Source organism: Pseudoalteromonas sp. HL-AS2, from assembly GCF_031198805.1.
Lineage (GTDB): Bacteria > Pseudomonadota > Gammaproteobacteria > Enterobacterales > Alteromonadaceae > Pseudoalteromonas > Pseudoalteromonas nigrifaciens.
This window is the reverse complement of sequence record NZ_CP133571.1, coordinates 1,050,414-1,076,298: the sequence shown is the minus strand read 5'-3', so window position 1 is coordinate 1,076,298 and position 25,885 is coordinate 1,050,414. Positions and strand designations below refer to the sequence as shown.

General features: G+C 40.2%; 21 protein-coding genes and 1 tRNA gene. 3 read left to right on the top strand and 19 right to left on the bottom strand.

The features are described from left to right. Positions 1-168 precede the first annotated feature (168 nt). The 16 genes from RB215_RS05085 to RB215_RS05010 all read right to left on the bottom strand — a co-directional run bounded on the left by RB215_RS05085 (position 169) and on the right by RB215_RS05010 (position 17,995). Entirely contained in the window at positions 169-498 is a 330-nt protein-coding gene (locus tag RB215_RS05085; protein WP_011327698.1) for a Na+/H+ antiporter subunit G, read from the bottom strand. A gap of 9 nt (positions 499-507) precedes the next feature. Further along, positions 508-777, bottom strand: a complete 270-nt coding sequence (locus tag RB215_RS05080; RefSeq protein ID WP_011327697.1) for a K+/H+ antiporter subunit F — start codon at positions 775-777, stop codon at positions 508-510. Then, positions 771-1,307, bottom strand: a complete 537-nt coding sequence (locus RB215_RS05075) for a Na+/H+ antiporter subunit E (protein WP_011327696.1) — start codon at positions 1,305-1,307, stop codon at positions 771-773. The genes RB215_RS05080 and RB215_RS05075 overlap by 7 nt, the downstream gene beginning before the upstream one ends. Next, positions 1,307-2,824 (bottom strand): monovalent cation/H+ antiporter subunit D, encoded by a 1,518-nt coding sequence (locus RB215_RS05070; RefSeq protein ID WP_011327695.1) that lies wholly within the window; start codon positions 2,822-2,824, stop codon positions 1,307-1,309. The genes RB215_RS05075 and RB215_RS05070 overlap by 1 nt, the downstream gene beginning before the upstream one ends. Continuing rightward, positions 2,821-3,168, bottom strand: coding sequence for a Na+/H+ antiporter subunit C (locus RB215_RS05065; RefSeq protein ID WP_011327694.1), 348 nt, complete (start codon positions 3,166-3,168; stop codon positions 2,821-2,823). Before RB215_RS05065 ends, RB215_RS05070 begins: the two co-directional genes overlap by 4 nt. Further along, positions 3,168-5,960 carry a monovalent cation/H+ antiporter subunit A gene (locus RB215_RS05060; RefSeq protein WP_309216978.1) on the bottom strand — a complete coding sequence of 931 codons (2,793 nt, stop codon included), beginning with the start codon at positions 5,958-5,960 and terminating at the stop codon, positions 3,168-3,170. The genes RB215_RS05065 and RB215_RS05060 overlap by 1 nt, the downstream gene beginning before the upstream one ends. A 256-nt stretch (positions 5,961-6,216) precedes the next feature. Further along, on the bottom strand, positions 6,217-7,392 hold the full coding sequence (locus RB215_RS05055) for a hypothetical protein (RefSeq protein WP_375144249.1): 1,176 nt from the start codon (positions 7,390-7,392) through the stop codon (positions 6,217-6,219). Then, on the bottom strand, positions 7,376-8,254 hold the full coding sequence (nlpI, locus tag RB215_RS05050; RefSeq protein ID WP_011327691.1) for a lipoprotein NlpI: 879 nt from the start codon (positions 8,252-8,254) through the stop codon (positions 7,376-7,378). The genes RB215_RS05055 and nlpI overlap by 17 nt, the downstream gene beginning before the upstream one ends. A 254-nt stretch (positions 8,255-8,508) precedes the next feature. Beyond that, positions 8,509-10,635: a polyribonucleotide nucleotidyltransferase gene (gene pnp / locus RB215_RS05045; protein ID WP_011327690.1), complete on the bottom strand. Its 2,127-nt coding sequence runs from the start codon at positions 10,633-10,635 to the stop codon at positions 8,509-8,511. A 350-nt stretch (positions 10,636-10,985) separates the two neighbouring features. Beyond that, positions 10,986-11,255 (bottom strand): 30S ribosomal protein S15, encoded by a 270-nt coding sequence (rpsO, locus tag RB215_RS05040; protein WP_011327689.1) that lies wholly within the window; start codon positions 11,253-11,255, stop codon positions 10,986-10,988. Positions 11,256-11,409: 154 nt separating this feature from the next. Beyond that, positions 11,410-12,369, bottom strand: coding sequence for a tRNA pseudouridine(55) synthase TruB (gene truB / locus RB215_RS05035; RefSeq protein WP_011327688.1), 960 nt, complete (start codon positions 12,367-12,369; stop codon positions 11,410-11,412). Then, complete coding sequence (gene rbfA / locus RB215_RS05030; RefSeq protein ID WP_011327687.1) at positions 12,353-12,853, bottom strand: 30S ribosome-binding factor RbfA; 501 nt, start codon at positions 12,851-12,853, stop codon at positions 12,353-12,355. The genes truB and rbfA overlap by 17 nt, the downstream gene beginning before the upstream one ends. 106 nt (positions 12,854-12,959) lie before the next feature. Further along, a complete protein-coding gene (gene infB, locus RB215_RS05025; protein ID WP_011327686.1) occupies positions 12,960-15,620 on the bottom strand; it encodes a translation initiation factor IF-2 in 2,661 nt (886 codons plus the stop codon). Between the two features lie 25 nt (positions 15,621-15,645). Continuing rightward, on the bottom strand, positions 15,646-17,145 hold the full coding sequence (gene nusA / locus RB215_RS05020; protein WP_011327685.1) for a transcription termination factor NusA: 1,500 nt from the start codon (positions 17,143-17,145) through the stop codon (positions 15,646-15,648). 38 nt (positions 17,146-17,183) lie between these two features. Further along, positions 17,184-17,639: a ribosome maturation factor RimP gene (gene rimP, locus RB215_RS05015; RefSeq protein ID WP_041454374.1), complete on the bottom strand. Its 456-nt coding sequence runs from the start codon at positions 17,637-17,639 to the stop codon at positions 17,184-17,186. A gap of 279 nt (positions 17,640-17,918) precedes the next feature. Then, a tRNA-Met gene (locus tag RB215_RS05010) sits at positions 17,919-17,995 on the bottom strand. 291 nt (positions 17,996-18,286) lie between these two features. Here RB215_RS05010 and RB215_RS05005 point away from each other — a divergent pair. Further along, complete coding sequence (locus tag RB215_RS05005; protein ID WP_309216977.1) at positions 18,287-19,840, top strand: cryptochrome/photolyase family protein; 1,554 nt, start codon at positions 18,287-18,289, stop codon at positions 19,838-19,840. 80 nt (positions 19,841-19,920) lie between these two features. Here the strand turns inward: RB215_RS05005 and RB215_RS05000 are convergent, their stop codons facing one another. Both RB215_RS05000 and RB215_RS04995 read right to left on the bottom strand, forming a co-directional pair. Further along, the gene (locus RB215_RS05000; RefSeq protein WP_011327682.1) at positions 19,921-20,367 is read right to left on the bottom strand and encodes an Hsp20 family protein; all 447 of its coding nucleotides are present in this window, start codon (positions 20,365-20,367) and stop codon (positions 19,921-19,923) included. Between the two features lie 290 nt (positions 20,368-20,657). Beyond that, positions 20,658-21,104, bottom strand: a complete 447-nt coding sequence (locus tag RB215_RS04995) for an Hsp20 family protein (RefSeq protein WP_011327681.1) — start codon at positions 21,102-21,104, stop codon at positions 20,658-20,660. A gap of 349 nt (positions 21,105-21,453) precedes the next feature. Between RB215_RS04995 and RB215_RS04990 the strand changes: the two genes are divergently transcribed. Together RB215_RS04990 and RB215_RS04985 are read left to right on the top strand one after the other, a co-directional pair. Continuing rightward, complete coding sequence (locus RB215_RS04990) at positions 21,454-21,717, top strand: GrxA family glutaredoxin (RefSeq protein WP_011327680.1); 264 nt, start codon at positions 21,454-21,456, stop codon at positions 21,715-21,717. 160 nt (positions 21,718-21,877) lie between these two features. Beyond that, entirely contained in the window at positions 21,878-23,728 is a 1,851-nt protein-coding gene (locus RB215_RS04985; protein WP_011327679.1) for a DEAD/DEAH box helicase, read from the top strand. 526 nt (positions 23,729-24,254) lie between these two features. On the opposite strand, the gene RB215_RS04980 is transcribed toward RB215_RS04985, so the two are convergent. Further along, positions 24,255-25,811, bottom strand: a complete 1,557-nt coding sequence (locus RB215_RS04980) for an AbgT family transporter (protein WP_011327678.1) — start codon at positions 25,809-25,811, stop codon at positions 24,255-24,257. Positions 25,812-25,885 lie beyond the last annotated feature (74 nt).

Sequence of the window (25,885 nt, the reverse complement as noted above, 5' to 3'; positions counted from 1 at the left end):
TTCATAGTTTAAAGCTAAATTCATACCTGTAGTGTAAACCTATGTGTCACACATAGGTCAACTTAAATACTTTAAAAACAACAAAGCCGAATAAATTAACTTTATCCGGCTTTATTGTAGTTAAATATATCTAGGGTAGTTACACGCTAAATGCATTTATAAATAATATTAATCTTCAATATTATCAAGCCCTTTGGTGCCATCTTTTGGTTTGAGCTTATGATGAATGGCTGCTTTAATTAACATATACCCACTAATCGGTGCGGTAATTAATAAAAATATAGTAATAAGTACTTCTTTAACACTCACGCCATGTTCGGTATTTGCAAAGTACACCATAGCGGCAGTTAAAATGTTCGCCATACCTAGGGTAGTTGCTTTAGTTGGGCCATGTAAGCGCATAAAAAAATCAGGCAGTTTAACTAAGCCTATTGAGCCAATTAAAATAAACACGCCACCTAGTAATAATAATATTGATACTATCCATTCACTGATCATTGCTATACCTTATTCGATTATATCGCCGCGAAGTAAATACTTACATAATGCTACTGTGCTTATAAAGCCAAGCATTGCAATTAATAAAGCCGCTTCAAAGTACAACCCCGTGCTCATACTTATACTGTATAAAATAATCAGCGCAATCACGTTTATATACATAGTATCGAGCGCTAAAATACGATCGGGAACCGATGGACCAATTACCAAACGCCATAAATTTAATAGTAGCGCTAATCCAATCATGCTAAATACAATTAATAATACGGTTTCTAACATTGAAATATCTCCTTTAAGGGAGCCTCATAACGCTCTTTTATTTGTTTAATAAGTGCTTGCTCGTCTTTAAGATCAAGTACATGAATAAGCAAATAACGCTGTTTTGGTTGCTCACCTTTATTAAGTGATTCTAAAATAGGATATACCTCAGCGCTCACAGTGCCAGGTGTGAGTGACACGCAGCTTGCCAAAATAGTAATCGGCATTTCATGGGTTAAATCTACGGGTACTTTAACAAATGCTGGGCGCATGTTTTTACTTGGCCCAAGTATTAATACAGCCACTTGTAAGTTGGCCACTATTATATCGTACAGTACAATAAAAACTTGTTTAAAGGCTAATCCGGGCCTTAAAATTAATGGCTGAGGATCGCGAAACGATATAGTAAATAACGGAATAACAATCGCAAATATAGCCGCTAATACCAAGTGCCCTGCAGACACACTATTATTTAATAACAGCCATACTATAAATAAAAATACACTACGAAATGGCGTAGGTAACAATCTAAAACGTGCTTTTAGTCGCATTAAACACCTCCTTTAAGCACGGCATTAATACCACCACTTATGTCGTGTAATTGGGTTGCGGCCTTTATGGTGTACTCACTAATAGCACCACCAAAAACAACTAGCATTACTGAGCAAATAAGTAACCCCACAATAGCAATTACTTGCAATGGATGCGCGTTTGGTGCGTCATTTGGCTCACTACCTGTGTACTTACCTTCCCAAAACAAACTAGTTCCGGCGCGTGCTAGTGCAATAATTAACACTAAACTGGTAATTAAGTAAGCAGGCCAAAATACAAGTGCATTTTCACTATTGAGTGTTGTTTTTAAAATCCAAATTTTGCCTACAAAGCCTGAAAATGGCGGCATGCCTATTACAGTTAATGCTGCAATAATAAATAACGTACCTAATAAAAACGGCTGTTTTACCACTCTACCTGCTACCAATCTGTCGCCAACTTTACCGCGTTGAATAGAAATTATATCGGCGAGTAAAAATAAAGCAGCACATACCAAAGTTGAGTGTACTAAATAATATAGCAAGGCCGCCGTAGCGTTTATGTTTTGTAACGACACTAAAGCCACCAAAGTACCCACCGACACCAGTACTAAATTGGCAGTGATCTTACGTAAATCCTGAGCGGCTAATACCCCTATGGCCCCTACAACTATCGTTGCAATTGCTAAGCCCCATAACCAAGTTTGCGCCATGTGTTCAAGTTCGCCAGCTTGCTCACCAAACATAACGGTATAAACGCGTAGCATGGCGTACACACCAACTTTGGTCATAATCGCAAATAGCGCAGCAACAACTGGGGCGGCACTTGAATAGGTATTTGGTAACCATAAATGTAGTGGCAACAACGCACTTTTTAAAGCAAATACTACTAATAACAATAGTCCACCGGCTTTAGCTAAATAAACATCGTCGCCAGTAAGTAAAGATATTTTTTGCGCCATATCGGCAATATTTAGCGTGCCTAGTACACCGTATAAAATACCTAAACCAATTAAAAACGCACTCGAACCTACTAAGTTTAAAATAACATAGTGCAATGCAGCTTTAGTTTTTTGCTTGCCACCACCGTGCATAAGCAAGGCATAAGAGGCAATAAGCAGCACTTCAAAAAATACAAATACGTTAAATAAATCGCCAGTTAAAAATGCACCATTAACACCTAAAATTAAAAAGTGAATTAGTGGATGAAAAAAACTGCCGTGTTCATCATCGCCTGCACATCCGTACAGCACAACCATTACGCCTAAAAATGAAGTAAGTGTTACCAACAAGCTAGAGAGCATATCTGCAACAAGTACAATACCAAATGGTGCTGACCAGTTACCTATTGCGTATACGTTAATACCTTCGTTGTGTACGGTTATCAGTAATAAAACACTCACTACAAATGTAATAATTGCCATTACGCCTGAAGCCAAACGACGGGCAAATAAGTTTTTACCACACGGTGGTAATAGTAAAATAATAGCTGCTAGCATAGGCAGCAATACAGGAAGCGATGTTAAATGCTGAATCATTTTTTCACCTTGTACTTACTTTTAACAAGGTGACCATCAACATGGTCATTACCTAAATCTGCACGGCCACGTATTGCTAATATAACCACAAAGGCGGTCATTGCAAAACCAATTACAATGGCTGTTAACACTAAAGCTTGCGGCAGTGGATCGGCGTAATCTGCACCTGTACCTAATACAACAGCTTTATTTGTGGTTAGTCGACCCGATGAAAATAAAAACAAGTTAACTGCGTAAGAAATCATAGTTAGACCAAGCACAACCGGAAAAGTACGTGCTCTTAGCAGTAAAAATACACCGCAACTAATTAATACACCCACGCATGACGCGTATAATAACTCCATTAAACATCACCTTCTTTTTGCTCTGCACTTGTGGTCATATCACCTAAGCTTGCTAATATCATCAATGTGGCACCCACTACGGTTAAGTACACACCAAGGTCAAATACAATGGCACTTGCTAACTCTGTTTTACCAATAAATGGAATGTCAAAATAGTCAAACCACGTGGTTAAAAATGGCTTATCAAAAAACCAGCTACCCACACCCGTGAACATAGCAATAGCGATACCCGAGGCAATAATTTTTCGGTAATTAACATCAAAGCGCTCACTGATCCAAGTAGAGCCATGTGCCATATACTGCAAAATAAAGGCAATAGAAGTAACAAGCCCGGCAATGAAGCCGCCGCCCGGTAAATTATGACCACGTAAGAAAATATACGCCGACACTAACAGTGCAAGCGGGAGTAAGCTTTGCGAAATACTGGCTAATAAAATAGGGTGGCGCTCGCGTGCCCATGAACGGCCATCACTGTCGGTTGCAGGCATAAACAATGGAATTCGCGATAAAAGCTTAAAAATCCCTAGTGCTGCAATACCTAATACAGTAATTTCGCCAAGCGTATCAAAGCCCCTAAAATCAACTAAAATAACGTTAACTACATTGGTACCGCCACCACCGGTTTTTGCATTGGCAATAAAAAAGTCAGAAATAGAATCAAGCGGACGAGTAAGCAAAGCGTAACAAATACTGGCTATAACCACGCCCACTGTCGAGGCAATACTTAAATCACGTAATATACGCAATGAGCTTGATTCTCTTGGGGTGCTTTGCGGTAAGAAAAACAATGCCAACATAAGTAGTATTATTGTTGCCACTTCTACCGTTAATTGCGTTAAGGCTAAGTCTGGTGCCGAAAAGCGGGTAAACACCACAGCTACCATTAATCCCACAATAGATACCATTAACAAAGCGACCATACGCGATCTATGGCTTATCACTGTGGCAATGGCACCTACAATTAACAAGCTAGCACCTATGCCGTTGTGTAAATCAACCGGTGTATTTGGCACACTTCCCGCTAATTTTTGCATTTCGAATAACGGCCAACCAGCAGCTAATAAAATAACGCCCAGCATAATAAATACATAGCGTTGCAGTGAGCCATTTTCTGTTTTGCTTATTTTATCTTGGCTCCAATCAATAACGCATTGTACTAAATGATCAAACATTTTTTTAGCGTTTAGCGGCGGTAAAGACGCTTGAAATTGAAACAGGTGTTTACGGTTAACATAAATAAATAAGCCACCAGCAACTGCCATGGCACTCATTAATAACGGTAAATTAAAGCCATGCCAAATGCTCAGCTGATACTCTGGCATTGCTTTGCCCAGTACTGCTAATGAGGCTGCCGATAAAATACCATCAACTACAAAGTGCGGAAACATGCCAACAAGTAAACACAACACCACTAATATTTCGATGGGTACGCGCATATAACGAGGCGGCTCGTGTGGCGTACGCGGTAAATCTATTGGGTCGCCATTAAAAAACACATCGTGGATAAAGCGCGCCGAATAAGCCACGGCAAATGCCCCCGCAATGGTTGCTAAAACCGGGATTAACCACGACATAGAGCCAAGTACTTGCTGATGCAGTGTTTCGGCAAAAAACATTTCTTTTGAAATAAAGCCATTAAGCAAAGGGACACCCGCCATTGCTGCAGCGGCAACCATAGCAAGCGTTGCTGTGTAGGGCATAAAGCGCCACATACCATTGAGTTTACGCATATCGCGCGTACCTGTTTCATGGTCAATAATACCAGTGGCCATAAACAGTGACGCTTTAAAGGTGGCGTGATTAATAATATGAAAAATAGCGGCAACAGTCGCAAGTTCGGTATCTAGGCCAAGCAATAGCGTAATTAAACCTAAATGACTTATCGTTGAATACGCTAATAAACCTTTTAAATCATGCTTAAATAAAGCCACGTATGCGCCAAATAACAAAGTAATTAAACCTGTTAAGGCAACTAATATAAACCACATTTCGGTGCCCGCTAAGGCCGGATAAAAACGCGCTAACAAAAAGATACCCGCTTTAACCATGGTCGCCGAATGTAAATAGGCGCTCACGGGTGTTGGCGCTGCCATGGCATGAGGTAGCCAAAAATGAAACGGAAATTGTGCCGATTTAGTAAATGCACCTAATAACACTAAAACCAGTGCAAGCTCATATAGATCGTGCGATTGAATAATTGCTCTGCTGGCTAAAATTATATCTAGGTTATAACTGCCAACAATGTCGCCAATTATCAGTAACCCACCAAGCAGCGCTAAACCACCGGCTCCGGTAACTGTAAGCGCCATACGTGCGCCCTTGCGCGCCTCTGACTTATGCCACCAATAACTAATTAATAAAAACGAACTTATACTGGTTAATTCCCAAAACACCCATAGCTGAATAACATTATTAGACATAACAATGCCAAGCATTGCGGTCATAAATAACATTAAGTAGCTATATAGCTTTGCCATTGAGTCGTTATTACTTAAATAATAACGAGAATATAAAATAACCAATAAGCCTATGCCCAAAATCATAAATATAAACAGTAAACTTAGACCGTCTAAGCGCAGGGAGAAATCGAGCCCTAAACTTGGGATCCAAGCAGCACTAAAACGAATAGTTTCACCGGCAAGTACCGCAGGCGCATGATATAGAGTTATGCAAAGTGCGATTAATGGTGCAAGCATAGTTAAGCTTGTCGCTTGGTTTCGCGTTAGTTTGCCTGTAAATGCAGAAATAACACTGCCAATTAAGGATAGCAGGGGTATCCAGAGCAAAGTCATAGTAAAGGACCTTTTAAAATCATAAATTTATCAATACGCTATTCGTTATAGTTAATTACCAAAGTGACTTGGGCATTAGCTTTTGTGGTCTGCTTTTTTAACAGCATTAATACGTATAGTTATACTGATAAACGCCGTTTTTGTCTATAGAAAGCGCCTCTAGCTGCATAATTATCAAGCAAATTTATATATAAATTAATGCAACAATATCAACTATGTTCGCTTTTCATACGCCTTAGAGTAAAGACTTTAAAATTTAGCGTGGCGTTATTGAGCGTTCCATGAAGGAGTTAAAACGAGGAAACACTGTAAAATGGGTATTTATGTGTGCTTGCCACAACGCTCTGTATTGCGCTGAGAGAGCTAACTGCTGATATTGCATAATAGACCAAGCTTCACTGGGCTTATAAGCCACGGCCCCTTGCTGGCAGCTCTGGCTTTTATACCAACCTACTGGTGGGGTAGCTTCGCTATTTGCTAAAAACAAATTAGGTGCCACAAAACCACTTTGTGCACACAGCCAAGCTTGCTTCGTTTTTGGTAGCGCGTATTCATCCTCAAAACCATTAAAGTGCATTAACTCATGTAAAAACACTTGGTAACCTGCTTTTGAATTTAATTGCATAATGCCACTGCGCACATTTGCACTTCCCTGCTTGGGCATCATTACTATAAAGTCAAAATCAGTAGGAAGCTGTTTTTTTAGCCTAGCGGTTTGCCAATCGCACTGCGCCATTTTATTTGCTGCACTACTACAATTAATAGCACCGCCAACATAAATCGGTTGCGATAAACAAAAAACCCCAGCACTGGGCTCAGGGCGCTTATTGTATTGCTTTATAAGTTTAGCGAGCTTATATAACCCGCTACGGTGATCGCTCATCATTAACACGTTAAACAAACATTGTTCATCCGCTTTAACCTCTGAACTCAATGATAAAAAACCAAGGCGCTGCATAAACGCTGTGGGCAGGCTGCTATAAGGCTGAGTTGTTTGCAGTTTAAGATGATTTAATGCATCTCCCTCAGGCAATAACCCCTGCTTTGCCAATAATTTAAGATCGCCCCATTGAGATTGAGCTAATAACTCCATCGCTAATGCTTGGCGTTTTGACTCATTCATAGTATGGGTGTTTTTTTGCCAAAATAACTTTGCAGTATCGGTATGGTTATTTTTTAATAATTTAAGTGAATATCTATATTGCGCGGCAGGTATTTTATTTCGCGCTAATGAAGCGAGCGCAATATCAGGGAGTTGCTGTAAATGCAGAGAAAAATAATCAGGAAATAGCCAATAATTTTGTATTATATTGGCCTTGGCATTTAAAACCTGCCAAAAGCCAATACTGTTAGCATGATTACTCGAGCCACTAATTAATAGGCTACACAGTAATACTACCGCTAGTTTATAACGCTTAGCTTTCGTCAACACCTGTCATCAGCTCAAGTTCTAATCGCGCATATTTATATTCAATAAACTCATGCACGTTGGTAGCCAGTGCCAGCTTAAAATAATCAGCGGCTAAATTAATATTACCTGCTGCTTGATGCGATTTTGCCAAATAAAAGTAAGCCTCGCATAATCGCTGTGCGTATTCTTGCTCTGATTTAACCCCATCACTAATAACAGATAAAAAATCATGTTCGCTAATATCGCCCAGGTAAAGCGCAATTAACTGATACGCCCATTGCGATTCATCAAGTGCTTTAGCATTGGTTTTAAGCACACTAAGTGCTTTAACTTTATCATCCTGTGCTTGCGCTAAAAAAAGCCATAACACACGGTAAGGATCGTTTGGAGAGCGCGCTAAAAACTCATTAAAATCGTTTTGTGCAAGCTCTGCTCTGTCGCCATAGTACAGTGCAATACCACGATTTAAATACGCATATTCATGTTCTTCGTTAAGCTCAAGGGCTGAATCAAAAAGTTCATAGGCTTTTTCATACTGCTGCATTAAGGTATGTTGAATACCTAAAAAATTATACACCTCGGCTAAATCTGGTTTTAATTTAACAGCACGATTAAAGTCAATTCGCGACAACGTGGTCATGCCTAAACTGTCAAATAATACACCCCGATCATAATAAAGTTTTGCTTGTTGCTCAGGGCTTAGATCTACTCTATTTAGTAGCTCTGAATAACGTGCAATTGCAATTTCACTTCTAAAATCAGAGGCGAGAGGCGCAGTAAAAGGCACATTAACAATCGGCATTGACTCAGCTTTTGAAGTGCTTTGGCACGCGCTTAAAGACAAAATAGTAAAAGATGCCAAGGCTAAATGTTTGAGTGTCATTAAAATCCTTAATACCAAGGTAAGTAGCAAATAAATAAGACATGCGATGTCTAGTAAGGTTCATATTAACTGCGTTTAGCTAATAAATTATTTAACGCTTTAAAATAATGATATCCATTCAACTTAAGCGCTTAAAATAATTAACTTTAAATTCAATTGCTATAAGCAGTTAGTTTCATTAAAGCATAAAAAAAGGGGCTAAACAGCCCCTTTTTATGTTATCCAGTAAATATAACCGGATTAAGTATTAGCAATTATGCGTCAGTTGGCGCATCAGCTGCAGGTGCTGCAGATTCCATTGCTTCTTTAATACTTAGACGTACACGGCCTTGGCGGTCTACTTCTAGTACTTTAACTTTAACTTCTTGACCTTCAGAAAGGTGATCAGTCACGTTATTAACACGCTCAGTACTAATTTGCGAAATATGTACTAGACCATCTTTACCAGGAAGAATATTTACAAACGCACCAAAATCAACAATACGTACAACTTTACCTTCGTAAATAGTACCTACTTCAAGCTCAGCAGTTAATTGCTCAATGCGGCTAATTGCATTTGCTGCGCTTTCGCCGTCAGTTGCTGCAATTTTGATTGTGCCATCATCACCGATTTCAATCGTTGTGCCAGTTTCTTCAGTAAGTTGACGAATTGTTGCGCCACCTTTACCAATAACTTCAGCGATTTTCTTCTGTGGGATCTTCATAGTATAAATACGTGGAGCAAACTGAGAAAGCTCTTCAGACGGTGCAGAAATTGCTTTGTCCATCACTTCTAAGATATGTAAACGTGCAGCTTTTGCTTGTTTAAGCGCAATTTGCATGATTTCTTGAGTGATACCTTCAATCTTAATGTCCATTTGTAGTGCTGTAATACCGCCAGCAGTACCCGCAACTTTAAAGTCCATGTCGCCTAAGTGATCTTCATCACCTAAGATGTCAGAAAGTACAACAAACTTATCGTCTTCTTTAACTAGACCCATTGCGATACCCGCAACAGACGCTTTAATTGGTACACCAGCATTCATAAGTGCAAGTGAAGTACCACACACAGAAGCCATTGAAGATGAACCGTTTGATTCAGTGATTTCAGATACTACACGGATTGAATATGGGAATTCAGTCAATGTTGGCATTACTGCTGCAATACCACGCTTAGCAAGGTTACCATGGCCGATTTCACGACGCTTAGGAGAACCAACAAAACCAGTTTCGCCTACACAAAATGGAGGGAAGTTGTAGTTAAGCATAAAGTGGTTTTTGTGCGTGCCAGTTAAATCGTCGATTAACTGTGAATCACGCTCTGTACCAAGTGTAGCTGTTACAAGTGCTTGAGTTTCGCCACGAGTAAAGATAGCAGAACCGTGAGTACGCGGTAATACGCCAGTCATTACGTCAAGTGCACGAATCATATCTGGTTCACGACCATCGATACGCTTTTCGCCAGCAGCGATACGGCCACGAACGATTTTCTTCTCAAGTGAACCGAAGATTTTACCAATTTCTTGCTTATCTAAAGACTCGCCTTCAGCAAGTTCGCTTGTTAATACAGCAACAACTTCATCTTTAGCTACGCCAAGTGCTTCTTTACGCGCTACTTTATCTGTAATGCGGTAAGCTTCGCCCACTTTATCAGCAGCAATAGACGCTACTTTCTCTTCAAGTGATACGTTTTTAGCTGGTGCAGTCCAATCCCAAGTAGGCTTGCCTGCTTCTGCTTTAAATTCTTTAATTGCTGTAATGATCGCTTGAGCTTGCTCATGGCCATAAACAACCGCACCTAGCATAATGTCTTCTGCAAGTACGTCTGCTTCTGACTCAACCATTAATACTGCGTTATCAGTACCAGCAACAACTAAGTCTAGCTTGCTTTCTTCTAGCTCTTTTAGTGTTGGGTTAAGTACGTATTCGCCGTCGATGTAACCAACGCGAGTAGCACCAATTGGACCACTGAACGGAATACCAGAGATAGCAAGTGCAGCTGAAGTACCAATTAACGCAACCATATCAGGTTGAATTTCAGGGTTAACAGAAACAACAGTAGCAATAACTTGTACTTCGTTTACAAAACCACTTGGGAAAAGTGGACGAATTGGACGGTCAATAAGACGTGCAATAAGTGTTTCGCCATCGTTAGGACGACCTTCGCGCTTTAAGAAACCACCAGGGATACGACCAGCAGCGTACATACGCTCTTGGTAGTTAACTGTTAGTGGGAAAAAGTCTTGGCCAGGTTGCGCTTCACGTTTACCAACAACAGTAACAAGTACTGAAGTGTCGCCAATGCTTGCAAGTACAGCGCCGTCTGCTTGACGAGCGATTGCACCAGTTTCTAGTGTCACTGTGTGTTGACCTAGTTGAAATTCTTTAATAATTGCTTGCACTTAAAATATTCCTTAAATGTTTTAAAATGTTTTTAAGTTGTCATCTAAGTACCAATTACAGTACATAATTGTATTTATTTTAAAATCAATTAAGTACTACAATTGGCGATGACGTAAATAAACGTAACTAAACCTTTTTAGCTACGCGCATAGTATATACCAAAGCGCCGTTAGAATGCGAGTCTAGCTATTAGATAAAAGCTAAGCCTTATGAAGGCTAAAAATGACGACCTTTGCTTACCTATTAAATAGAGGTTTTATTTTATAATTTAAGGTGTTTATAAAACGTCGTGCTGAATTTTAGGCACAAAAAAAGGAGCTAAAAAGCTCCTTTTTTGATAATCAAGTGCTTAGCGACGTAGGCCAAGTTCTTTGATTAACGCAGTATAACGCGTGATGTCTTTACCTTTAAGGTAATCAAGCAATTTACGACGTTGGCTAACTTTGCGAAGCAGACCACGACGAGAATGGAAGTCATGCTTGTGATCAGCAAAGTGACCTTGAAGCTTGTTGATATCAAAAGTAAGTAATGCTACTTGTACTTCAGGTGAACCAGTGTCGCCTTCAGCACGTGCGAATTTAGCAATGATATCGATTTTTTCTTGATTGCTTAGTGACATAATAACTCCAAAAATTAAATTTAAAAGGTGCTTTAGCCGATCACTAATTCAGCCAAAACGATTAAGCGGGCGTATTCTACCAATTGTACAAATAACTACAAGTTAATTATCCCATCAATATAAATAAGCTGCTGAAAATATTTAAAGCAACTATTTATTCGGGTTTTACATAATCATCTTGTTGGCTGGCCAAGCCACGTTTAACTTTTAAATGGCCGCTGGCATTACGCTCGCCTGTACCAATAAAAATACCGTCAGCTACAACCTTAATTGCGCCTTCAGGCAAATCTATATCAAGGTCTATTGCTTGGCCGTGACTAAAAATACTGCCCTGCTCTTTACTTATCTCAACAACCGGTAAATCAACTAAAGCTGTATCGAGTGGCAATAACAACGCGTCTAAATAAGTAGAAGGTGCAACTTCTTCGTCTTTAGCTTTTGCTAATAACGCTTCAATTTCATCTAGCGACACCATTTTTTCTGCAGGATATTGACCAACCGCAGTGCGGTGCAGCATAACAACGTGTGCGCCACAACCTAGCTTTTCACCTAAGTCGTCAACAATAGTACGAATGTAGGTGCCTTTAGATACATGCGCCGTCATTTGTATTACGTTATTCACTTCATCAAATTCGTCAAACGTTAAGCTAAACACGTTTATTTTTCTGCATTTACGTGGTACTTCAATACCCTCGCGTGCATACTTATATAAAGGCCTACCTTGATACTTAAGCGCCGAGTACATTGACGGGTACTGATCTGACTCACCAACAAAAGCGGCAATTTCTTTAATCAGTTGTTCACGCGTTACATTTACATCTTTAGTGCTAACAATTTCACCATCAGAATCTGATGTCGTTGTTCTCTCGCCTAATTTAGCGCGTACCACATAGGTTTTGTCTGTATCGAGTAAAAACTGTGTAAACTTGGTTGCCTCACCAAAGCAAATAGGCAGCATACCGGTTGCCAATGGATCTAGCGCACCTGTGTGCCCCGCCTTCTGTGCAAAGTACACACCTTTTGTTTGCTGTAGTGCTTTATTTGATGAAATGCCAATTGGTTTGTTTAACAACAAAATACCGTCAACTGGACGGCCTTTACTGCGCTTTGCCATCTGTATTAGTGCCTTCTTCGCTATCTGTATCAATATCTACGTGCTTAGTCTCATCTTCGCTGTTAGTTACGTCATCTTCATGATCAGTGCTGTCTTCAACATCTGTTTCATCTGCAACATGTTTAGCGTTGTCTTCGCGAATAATGGAATCAACTAAGTTAGATATACGCATACCTTCCATTAGTGAGTTATCAACTAAAAACTTTAACTCAGGCATAATACGTGCACGAATACGCTTACCTAGTAACGAGCGGATATAACCGGTCGCTTCGTTAAGTACGTTTGCACTTTGCTTCGCTGCATTATCATCTTGCGTATTAAATACCGTAATGAATATTTTCGCATAAGATAAATCGCGCGATACTTCTACCGCTGACACTGTCACCATACCTAAGCGTGGATCTTTTATTTCGCGTTGTAAAATTACCGCAATTTCTTTTTGAATTTGCTGAGCAACACGATCTGTACGAGAAAATTCTCTCATTGCATTTGTCCTAAAATCATAACCTATTGGAATATAATAAGTTAATTAAATAATGGATACACAAATGGGGGCTAAGCCCCCATTTATTAGTCTAGCTAGCTAACAATTAAAGAGTACGTTGTATTTCAACTGTTTCAAATACTTCAATTTGGTCGCCAACACGAACGTCATTGTAGTTCTTAACGCCGATACCACATTCCATGCCGTTACGAACATCAGCAACATCGTCTTTAAAGCGACGAAGTGACTCAAGTTCACCTTCGTAGATAACCACGTTATCACGAAGTACACGAATTGGAGCGCTACGTTTAATAACACCTTCAGTAACCATACAACCAGCAATTGCGCCAATTTTTGGAGACTTAAACACGTCACGAACCTGAGCAAGACCAATAATCTCTTGCTTAAATTCTGGTGCCAACATACCCGACATTGCTTGTTTAACTTCGTCAATCAAGCTGTAGATTACGCTGTAGTAACGCAAGTCTAAGTTTTCAGACTCAATTACTTTACGAGCAGAAGCATCAGCACGAACGTTAAAGCCAACCACAATTGCGTTAGACGCTGCTGCAAGTGTTGCATCAGTTTCGGTAATACCACCAACACCTGAACCTACTATCTTCACTTTCACTTCATCAGTAGAGAGTTTAGTTAGTGAATCAGAGATTGCTTCGATTGAACCTTGAACGTCAGCTTTAAGTACCACGTTAACTTCAGACACATCGCCTTCAGTCATATGACTAAACATGTTTTCAAGCTTAGCTTTTTGTTGACGCGCTAGTTTAACATCACGGAATTTACCTTGACGATATAAAGCAACTTCACGCGCTTTACGCTCATCTTTAACTACAGTTGCTTCGTCGCCTGCAGCCGGAATACCAGAAAGACCTAAAATTTCTACAGGAATAGAAGGACCCGCAGACTTAATGTCTTTACCGTTTTCATCGCGCATTGCACGAATACGACCATACTCAAGACCACATAATACAATGTCACCTTGGTTAAGCGTACCCGATTGAACAAGTATCGATGCAACTGGACCACGGCCTTTATCTAAGCGTGATTCAATAACAACACCTGCAGCCATACCAACAGTTGGAGCCGTAAGTTCTAGTAGTTCAGATTGGTTTAATACCGCTTCTAAAAGCTCATCAATACCTAAACCTGTTTTTGCAGAGATATGAACGTACTGTGTATCGCCGCCCCATTCTTCAGGAATAACGTCAAGCTGAGCTAGCTCGTTCTTAACGCGATCTGGGTCTACGCCTTCTTTATCCATTTTGTTTACAGCAATGATTAAAGGAACGCCAGCAGCACGTGCATGCTGTACCGCTTCTTTAGTTTGTGGCATAACACCATCATCAGCTGCAACCACTAAGATTACGATATCAGTCGCTTGAGCACCACGAGCACGCATTGAAGTAAATGCGGCGTGACCCGGAGTATCTAAGAAAGTGATCATGTTGCCATTAACATCAACATGGTATGCACCAATGTGCTGTGTAATACCACCGGCTTCGCCTGAGGCTACTTTAGCTGAACGAATGTAATCAAGTGTAGATGTTTTACCATGGTCAACGTGACCCATAACAGTTACAACTGGTGCACGTGGCTCAGACTTACCATCTTCATGGCGATCGTTTAGTACTTTTTGCTCTAATTCGTTTTCTTTAACAATGATAACTTTGTGGCCCATTTCTTCTGCAACAAGTTGTGCAGCTTCTTGGTCAATCACTTGGTTAATAGTAACCATGTCGCCCATTTTCATCATTGTTTTTACAACTTCAGCGCCTTTAACAGCCATGCGTGACGCAAGCTCTGCAACTGTAATTGTTTCGCTAATACGCACTTCATTTTTAACATCAGCAGTTGGTTTTGTAAAACCATGCTGTAGCGATGTAGGTGCTTTTAACTTGCCTTTATTACGGCCTTTAGACGCTGCAAATTTATCTTTTGCTGGCGCTTTTTTCTTTTTCTTCGCACGGCGTGTGCCTTGCTCATCACGAGCATCAGCAACATCTTCTGCTTCACGTGCGTAAGTAGAAGTTGTAAGGTGGTGATCAGATGTTTCTTCACGCTTCTTACGCTCTTCTTCTTCTTTCTTCCAGCGTGCTGAGTTCTCTTCAGCTAGCTTTCTTGCTTCTTCTGCTTGACGTTTCGCTTCTTCTTCAGCTTTCTTCAATGCGGCCTCTTCTGCTTCTTTTTGCAGACGCTCAGCTTCGATGCGATCTTTCTCAGACTTAGCACTTTGCTCTGGGGTCATCTGCTTTTGTTTCGCTTTACGCTCTGCATCAGCTTTGCGTTTAGCTTCTTCTTTAGCTTTACGATCAGCGTCTTCTTTCGCTTTACGTTCTGCCTCTTGTTTCGCTTTCAATTCTGCGGCTTCTTGTGCAGCTTTTTGCTGCTCTTCAAGGCGCAGTTTTTCTTCAGCGGCTAGGCGTAGCTCTTCTTGCTCTTGCTCCATTGCGCTTTTCTTCACGTAGGTACGTGTTTTGCGAACTTCAACTTGAACAGACTTTGCTTTGCCCGTTGAGCCAGTCACACTTAATGTGCTTTTGCTCTTACGTTGCAATGTCATACGCGCTGGGCCATCTGAACCTGTGCCGCCATGCTGCTTGCTTAAGTGATCAAGTAACGTCGCTTTTTCAGCTTCGGTTACGCTTTCGCCTGCTTGCTTGGTAATACCGGCTTGTGAAAACTGCTGTAGCAATTTATCAACAGTTGTACCTATATCACCGGCTAGTTTTTCAACATTTACTTCTGCCATAGTCTCTAATACCTCCGTTAATAAATTACTCGTCTGCAAACCAACAAATGTTACGTGCAGCCATAATCAGTTCACCTGCTTTTTCAGGTGATAGTTCTGTAATATCCACTAATTCATCAATACCTTGCTCAGCTAAGTCTTCAAGTGTAATTACACCCTTGCTTGCCATAACAAATGCTAAATGACGTTCTAAGCCTTCAAGCGCAAGTAAGTCTTCAGCTGGCTCTGCGCCATCTAAGCTTTCTTCCGTTTTAAGTGCTTTAGTGGTTAATGCGTCTTTTGCACGTGAGCGCAATAGATCAACCGTTTCTTCATCTAAGCCATCAATTTCTAAAAATTCAGATGCCGGTACATACGCAACTTCTTCAAGTGACGAGAAACCTTCGTTAATTAATAATGAAGCAAATTCATCATCAATTTCTAAATTTTCAGTAAATAAGTTAAGTAACTTATCTGACTCAGCTTCGTTTTTGCTACGCATGTCTTCAACAGTCATTACGTTTAGTTCCCAGCCAGTTAATTGGCTAGCTAAACGAACGTTTTGACCATTACGACCAATAGCTTGTGCTAGGTTATCAGCTTCTACAGCGATATCCATTGAGTGCGTATCTTCATCCATTACGATTGAAGCTACTTCTGCAGGTGCCATTGCGTTAATAACAAATTGTGCTGGGTTATCATCGTAAAGTACGATATCAACACGCTCACCGCCAAGTTCTGACGATACAGCTTGAACACGTGCGCCACGCATACCTACACAAGCACCAATTGGGTCAATACGTTTGTCGTTAGACTTAACCGCAATTTTAGCGCGCGAACCTGGATCACGTGCAGCGGCACGTAATTCAATCATTTCTTCGCCGATTTCTGGCACCTCAATGCGGAACAATTCCATTAGCATTTCAGGCTTAGAACGCGTTACAAATAATTGTGCGCCACGTGCTTCTGGCTTAACTTCGTATAGAAGACCGCGAATACGATCGCCTGGGCGGAAGTTTTCACGCGGTAGCATGTCGTCACGGTAAATTACCGCTTCAGCATTATTACCTAAATCAAGAACGATCGCGTCACGAGTGGCTTTTTTAACCACACCCGTTACTAACTCACCTTCTTTACTTTTGTATTCTTCTACAACTAAAGCACGCTCAGCTTCACGTACTTTTTGTACGATAACTTGCTTAGCCATTTGGGTTGTAATACGGTCAAATTTAATTGAGTCAATTTGCTCTTCAACGAAGTCACCCATTTGCAAGTCAGGTTCTTCAACTTGCGCTGCTTCTAAGGTAATTTCGCTGTATGGGTTCTCTAAAGACCCATCTTCTAATACTGCAGCAATCTGCCAGCGACGGTAAGTATCGTAGTCACCTGTTTTACGGTCAATTGCTACACGTACGTCGATGTCACCACCGTGCTTTTTCTTTGTTGCTGTTGCTAGAGCGAACTCTAAAGCTTCAAAAATCTTTTCTTTTGGAACCGCTTTCTCATTGGAGACGGCTTCAGCAACCAATAATATCTCTTTTGCCATGGGTTATGCCTCGCTTGCCCTATTCCTTTGCGCTCGAATTAAAACTTTGCAATTATGTTCGCACGCTCAATGTTGCTAAGCATAATTAAATGCTCTGTACCATCACTAGATAGTGTAATCATATCGCTAGTAACTGCTATTAAATCGCCTTTAAAATTACGACGACCGTCTTGTGGAAGTTTAGTACGTAATTGTACTTCCTCTCCTTGCGCCTGCTCGTAGTGATCTTGTTTGAATAATAGACGATCAACACCAGGAGACGATACTTCCAAATCATATTCATTTGTAATTGGGTCTTCGACATCTAAAATCGCACTTATTTGGCGACTCGCATCTGCACAATTATCAACTGAGATCCCAGCCTCATGAGTAATATAAACTCTTAAGGTAGAATGGCGACCCGCTTGTACAAACTCAAGACCATGTAATTCAAAACCTAACATTTCTACCGCTGGCGTTAACATAGCTACTAAATCTTGTTCAAGTTTTGTCACGAAAATCCTCCATACAAACAAAAAAAGGGCTTATAGCCCTAAAATATTGAGTTTAAATTTTGATTTGATCACCATGTCACAAATCAAACAGTGCAGATACAACAACGCCCCGAACCAAGCGGGGCGTCACACCAAAAAGCACAAAACTGTGTGGCCTAGGGCCAAGCTTGGTTGCGAGTCAAAAATCTGACTAAATTAAACTACAGTAGCTTAAACGCAAAACGCGCATTACTTAGAATGCGCGATATAAATTAGTAAGATTAAACCCACTATTATGATTGGTTGCGGGAGCCGGATTTGAACCGACGACCTTCGGGTTATGAGCCCGACGAGCTACCAGACTGCTCCATCCCGCGCCAATAGATACTAAACTTAATAATTTAATATCGCTGTTAGTAATATCTTTCAACATACTAAACAATGGCGGGTATTATAAGTATGTACGCCGTAATTAGCAACCATAATAAGTAATAAGTTTATAAAAAAAGTGACACCAAATAGCGTGTTTATAATTTAACGCGTAATTATTTAATTTTGTTAATTTTTGCACTTAATTATCCAAATTTAGGAATTTTTAAATCTATGTTTTTATAAAGTAAGCGATCTTGATGTAATAATTTTGCGTATTAAATTTATTTGGCTTAGGCATGACACACTTTAATACTCTTAGACTCATTTTGGGCGATCAGCTCAACCCTGCTCACTCATGGTATAAAGATAAAAAAACCAATACCTTGTATGTTATTGCAGAGCTAAAACAAGAAACCAGCTATGTTAAGCACCATATTCAAAAAATCTGTGCATTTTTTTGCGCTATGGAAAACTTTGCAACAGCATTAAACCAAGCCGGATTTAATGTACTGCATTTAACATTAAACGAAACCTGTAATGATGAAGATTTACCCGCATTGCTTACCCGTATAGCAGCGCAACATCAATGCAATACTATTGAGTACCAATACCCAGACGAATATAGATTAAAAACCCAGTTAGCCCACTTTGCAAACACCAGCCCATTAACGGTTAGCGGTGTTGACAGCGAGCATTTTTTACTGCCCTTTGAGGAAATAAAACACCGCTTTATAAAAGATAAACACATAACAATGGAGCATTTTTATCGCGCAATGCGCAAACAATTTAATATATTAATGGATAGCAACAAACCACACGGTGGAAAGTGGAACTTTGATAGTAATAACAGAAATAAATTTTCAGCCGCCGACTTAGCTCAAATCCCGCCGCCTAAATTATTTAATAACGATGTAAGTGCTATAATTGCGCGTTTAAATAAACATAATGTTAGCTACTTTGGTAAAGCCGCAGAGCAACTTCCTTGGCCCACAACCCGAAAACAAGCTATTAGCTGCTTAGATTATTTTTGCTTGTATTTACTGCCTCATTTTGGCCAGTTTCAAGATGCAATGACAGAGCAAAGTAAACATAACAGTAGCTTGTACCATAGCCGCTTATCGTTTGCTTTAAATGCAAAGTTAATACACCCACTGTATGTAATAAAGCGCGTAATAGCCCAGTACGAACAACGTCCTAATGATATTTCTATTGCTCAAGTAGAGGGGTTTGTTAGGCAAATATTGGGCTGGAGAGAGTACGTACGCGCAATTTACTGGATTAACATGCCTGATTACGCAACTAAAAATCAGCTTAAAGCCAAAAATACATTACCGCCGTATTTTTGGCATGCTAAAACTAAAATGAACTGCATGCACCATGCGCTCTGTGAAAGCTTAACTACTGCATACGCCCATCATATTCAGCGCCTCATGGTTATTGGTAATTTTTGTTTATTAACGGCTATAAACCCAGATGACGTTGATGCTTGGTATTTGGGTGTTTATATAGATGCTATTGAATGGGTAGAAATGCCCAATACTCGGGGTATGAGCCAATTTGCCGATGACGGAATTATTGCCACCAAACCCTATGCGGCAAGCGGTAACTATATTAATAAAATGAGCGACTACTGCAAAAATTGTCACTATAAAGTAAAACATAAAGTGGGCGATGACGCCTGCCCGTTTAATAGCCTTTACTGGCATTTTATGCACACGCACAGAGCAAAGTTAGAAAAAAACCCACGTATTGGAATGGTGTATAAAAACTGGGATAAACAAGAGAATACGTTACAGCAAAGTACATTACAGCAAGCCACTTACTATTTGAACAATCTAGCAAGCCTATAACTTTTAACTTCTTATCAGGACAGCAAAAAGCCGCTAAAAAGCGGCTTTACGGGGATAATCAAAAACTAAGCTTATTTAAATTACTTGCCTTCTATAAGGCTACCACTGCCTATTTCAATTTTGCGTGGCTTAAGTGCTTCTGGTATTTCGCGTTCAAGGTTAATGCTCAATAAGCCATTTGCTAAATCGGCACCAAGTACTTTTACGTGATCCCCCAGCTGAAATTTACGCTCAAAGTTGCGCTCTGCAATACCTTGATGAATAAATTTACGCTCACTGGCTTGCTCTTTACCCGTTTTAATACCCGCAACAACAAGTGTGTTGTTTTCTGACTCTATGCTCAGCTCGCTTTCGCTAAAACCAGCAACTGCCATAGTAATTCGGTATTTGTCTTTATCGAGCGCTTCGATATTGTAAGGAGGAAAGCTTGGCTGCTTATCTGAACTCGCTGCCGCATCCATTAAAGACGCTAAATGATCGAAACCGATGAATGAACGATAAAGGGGTGATAAATCTACTGTACGCATAATAATATCCTCATATTTAAGCGATATTTCAGTTGTATTTTTCTAATGAACAAACACAAATGAAGTTTAATTAATAATATAAATTTCAATTACTTCTGTTTAACAAGGACCCATCAGGCGTCCTCTACTTATCTATATATGGACGTTAAAATTGTTTTCAAGCAAATAACAAATAATTTTTTAAATTTACTCTTTTAAAATACACAACAAGGTCGTTAAACATAAATTACAATGGTAAAAATACCGCCTCAAGCGAGGCGGCTAAAACAGTGGGAAATATTTAAAGTGAATTACTTATCTTCGAGCAAATCATTGCCACCGATTGCTATTTTGCGCGGTTTTAACGCTTCAGGTATTTCACGTTGTAAATCTATGCTGAGTAAACCATGGGCTAAATCAGCAGCGATAACTCTTACATGATCTCCTAACTGAAACTTACGCTCAAAATTGCGATCTGCAATGCCTTGGTGAATAAATTTACGCTCTTTACTATCGTCTTTACTTTGTTTAACCCCGCTAACTTTTAGGGTGTTATTTTCTGACTCGATTGTCAGTTCGCTATTGCTAAAACCTGCAACCGCCATAGTGATTCTATATTTGTCTTTATCGAGCGCTTCGATATTGTAAGGAGGAAAGCTTGGCTGCTTATCTGAACTCGCTGCCGCATCCATTAAAGACGCTAAATGATCGAAACCGATGAATGAACGATAAAGGGGTGATAAATCTACTGTACGCATAATAATATCCTCATATTTAAGCGATATTTCAGTTGTGCTTTTCTAGTGAACAAACACAAATGAAGTTTAATTAATAATATAAATTTCAATTACTTCTGTTTAACAAGGACCCATCAGGCGTCCTCTACTTATCTATATATGGACTGCAAAATTGTTTTCAAGATGATTTTTCAAAAAATTATTTATTTTACTTTTAACACCACATTAAGCGCCCAATAACAGTAGCGATTATTTAAAAACGCTGATCCCTAAGGCATATCAATAAAAGCGAACAGCTTAATCGCTTGTTTGCTCTTTAATATTTAACTCAATTGGTTACACTAGTAGCAATTTAATTGAGGAGTTCACTATGTTAACTGTAATTTTTGGTCGTGAAGGCTGCCCATTTTGTGTTCGTGCTAAAGACGTAGCAGAACAACTATCAAATGAACGTGATGATTTTAAATTTCGCTATATCGACATTATTAAAGAAGGCATAAGTAAAGAAGATCTTGAAAAGTCTGCCGGCAAACCTTGCCCAACAGTGCCGCAAATCTTTGTAGACCAAAAACACATTGGTGGTTTTACAGAGTTTGAGGCCTACGCCAAAGAGAATCTTGGACTTTATCAATAAGTTCTGTATCAAATATGTTAACCAGTTAAGTAATCTAGTTACTTAGCTGGTTAAATTTCGACCAACATCAATCACCTATAAATTAGTTGTAATTTCTACAAGCATTTACCGCATTTATCCTTTATAATGCGCGCCTCTTTAAATTCGTTGAGGCGTATTAATGTCAGAACCAGTCACGTTTGAATCTCTAAATCTTTCTCCTGCAATTTTGAAGGCAGTTGAAGAGTTGGGTTACAAGACACCATCTGAAATCCAAGCTCAATGTATACCGTTATTGCTAGAAAGAAAGGACGTACTGGGACTAGCTCAAACGGGTACAGGTAAAACCGCAGCATTTGCACTACCACTATTAAATAATATTGACCCGTCTGTGAAACAGCCACAGATCCTTGTACTCACACCAACCCGTGAGCTTGCGATCCAAGTTGCTGAGGCATTTGAACAATATGCTAAACATGTTCGTGGTATTGAAGTATTGGCACTTTATGGTGGCCAAAGCTACAGTATCCAACTAAGTGCACTTCGTCGTGGCGCGCAAGTTATCGTAGCTACTCCAGGTCGCTTAATAGATCATATTAACCGTGGCACTATCAAGTTTGATGCTCTACAAGCACTTGTACTTGATGAAGCCGATGAAATGTTACGTATGGGCTTTATCGATGATGTAGAAAGCATCATGGAAAAAACACCGCGCGAAAAGCAAACATGTCTTTTCTCTGCGACCATGCCTAAGCAAATTCAAAACATCAGCAGCAAGTATATGAACAATCCTGAACAGGTTCATATCTCTGCGCGTAACTCAACTGTATCATCAGTAGAGCAAGTGTTTTGGAATGCAAGCATTCATAAGAATAAAGCCATTGTTCGCTTTTTAGAAGCTGAGCAATATGAAGGTGCTATTGTTTTCGTACGTACGCGTAACGATACAGTACAACTTGCTGAATTATTAGAGCGCGAAGGTTTCTCTGCCGCTCCACTTAACGGTGACATGAACCAGCAAGCACGTGAACGCACAGTAGAGCGCTTAAAAAGCGGCATGCTAAATGTTGTTATTGCAACAGACGTAGCGGCACGTGGTCTAGATGTTGACCGTTTAAGTTTAGTTATCAACTACGATATTCCACAAGATTCTGAAGCCTACGTTCACCGTATCGGCCGTACAGGTCGTGCTGGTCGTACTGGTAAAGCAATCTTATTCGTAAAACATAACGAACGTTATTTACTTAAAAATATCATTCGTCATACGAATTCAGATATTGCACAAGTTGAATTACCAACAGCTAAAATTGTTGAAGAAAAACGTATCGAAGCGTTACAAGCCAAGTTAACACTTGCTCTTGAAAACAAAGATATTACTTTCTTTAATGAAGTAGCAGCAAACATGGCTCAAAAGCTTGAACTTTCTGCTGAAGACCTTGCTGGTGCGTTACTGTGTTTAGCACAGCAACAATCACCAATTAAGGTTGAAGAAGTTAAGATTCAACCTCGCGAACGTAACGAGCGCAATGATCGTAACCCACGTAGCAATGACCGTGGTGATCGTGGTCGTCGTAACGAACGTGGCGGTGAACGTGGTGGCGAGCGCGCTGAACGTAAACCTCGTGAGCGTAACAGCCGTGATGCAGGTCCTATGGATACATACCGTATCGAAGTAGGTCGTGAACATGGTGTTCAGGTTAAGAACATTGTTGGCGCTATTGCTAACGAAGCTGACATTTCAAGCAAGTTTATTGGTGATATTCGTCTACACGATAATCACAGCACGGTTCAATTACCGAAAAACATGCCTAAAGATGTACTTGATCATTTCCAAAAAGTGTTTATTTGTAAACGTCCTATGGGCTTAACAATCACTGCTGATCAAGGTCCTGCTGAGCCACGTGGCGAACGCTCTGAGCGTCCAGCTGGCGGCGAAAAACGCAGCTTTAATAAAGATGACAGCGCTCGCGGTGATAAGCGCAGCGGTCCTCGTAAAGAACGTCGCCCAGTAAGCTTTACAACGCCGAAATAAGCAACGACTCTTTAATAAAAACCTTGCCACGTAAGTGAGCAAGGTTTTTTTGTGCCTAAAATAAAGCTCTAGGCTCTAGGCTCTAGGCTCTAGGCTCTAGGCTCTAGGCTCTAGGCTCTAGGCTCTAGGCTCTAGGCTCTAGGCTCTAGGCTCTAGGCTCTAGGCTCTAGGCTCTAGGCTCTAGGCAGAAAATAATATTCCCCTGAGAAAATAAACACGATATTTTATTTCCACCTCACAGCTAAATTCTCGCCTGCACACCCCTTTCTTATCTGCACTGCTCTATTACTTCTCTAAAGCGCAGCGTCTCCTATCCTCTTGGTGAATAACTCACTTAAAAGCATTTAAACAAAGAGCTGTAAATGAGGAAGGCAATGCCATAGTAACTTTTAGCATTACTTTTATTAAGGTTACTTTATTCGGGGTACAGTGTTTGCCCTACGGTTAAATCTGATCTCTTAACACAAAAAAGCCCCACCAATTTCATGATGAGGCTTTTACTTTTATATTATCTATTTGTTTTACGTTAAGGCGCTAGCGCTGGGTAAACGTAGCTGGCATCAAGCCCTAGCGGGATACCAAGTGCCCAGTAACCTAATAAAAAGATACTCCAGCCAATCATAAAGGCGATTGAGTACGGTAGCATAATAGCAATTAAAGTGCCTATGCCGGTGCCTTTCACATACTTTTGACAGTACACCACCACTAATGGGAAATAGGGCATTAACGGTGTAATAATATTAGAGCTTGAGTCACCAACACGATAAGCCGCTTGAGTTAAGTCTGGCGAAATACCAAGTTGCATTAGCATAGGTACAAATATGGGGCCAAGTAATGCCCATTTTGCTGAACTTGAACCTACAAATAAGTTAACAAAGCCGGTTAAAAAGATAATTCCCACAACCGTTACTGCACTTGGCAACTGCATTGCTTTTAATAACTGCGCGCCTTCGATTGCTAGCAATGCACCTAAGTTTGATTTACTAAATGCGGCAATAAATAACGAACAGAAAAATGCCATTACAATATAATATGCCATGCCGCTCATCGCTTTACTCATGGCATCTATCATGTCTTTAGAGGTTTTAAAGGTGCCTACGGTAAAGCCGTAAACCGCGCCGGGTATCCAAAATAATAAAAAGATTAACGGTACGATAGATTGCATTAATGGCGAGCTAAAATTAGTTAACGAGCCATCGCTGCTGCGCATTGCCGAGTTACTATCTGCCGATACATAAGCAAGTAACGCAAGGCCTGCAACCATAACTGAACTGGCAATTATAAATGCACGTTTTTCATCACTGCGGGCATCTTCAAATACGGGTAAATCTTCTTTAGCGCCATCTACCGCGGTTTTTTGTAAACGTGGTTCTATAATTTTATCGGTAATATACCAGCCTAATGCCACTATAAATAAGCTAGATGCTGAAGCAAATGCCCAGTTATTTAACGGGTTAATTGTCATTGCAGGATTAATTATTTGCGCCGCACTTTGGGTAAAACTTTGTAGCAATGGGTCGATACCCGATGGAATAAAGTTAGCCCCAAAACCACCACTCACACCCGCAAATGCAGCAGCAATACCCGCAAGCGGATGGCGCCCTGCAGCATAAAATATAACCCCAGCTAGTGGAATAACTAATACATAACCTGCATCAGTTGCGGTATGGCTTACAATGGCCACTAAAATAATTGAAGGCGTTAATAACTTTTTAGGCGTCACTTTAAGCATTAACTTAAGGCCGGTATTAATAAAGCCCGAATGCTCTGCAACCCCCACACCTAACATAGCCACTAACACTACGCCTAAGGGTGCAAAGCCGGTAAAGGTTTTTACCATAGAGGATAAAAAGGTGGCGAGCGAATCACTTGCTAGCATATTATTGATAATAATGGCTTCGCCGGTACGTGGATCTATTGCATCAAAGCTTACGCCTGAAAACCACCACGACAAAAACCAAATTAGTAACATGGCAAACAAAAATATAATGGCCGGATCAGGAAGCTTATTACCTACCCGTTCAACAAAATTTAAAAATCGTGCAATTAAACCAGTTGGCACTGCACTTTGGTTATTATTCATTCTTTAAAGCTCTCTAAATCATATTTTCAATAACCATATCCTATCTTTACACAACAGTAAATTAACCTGAGGCT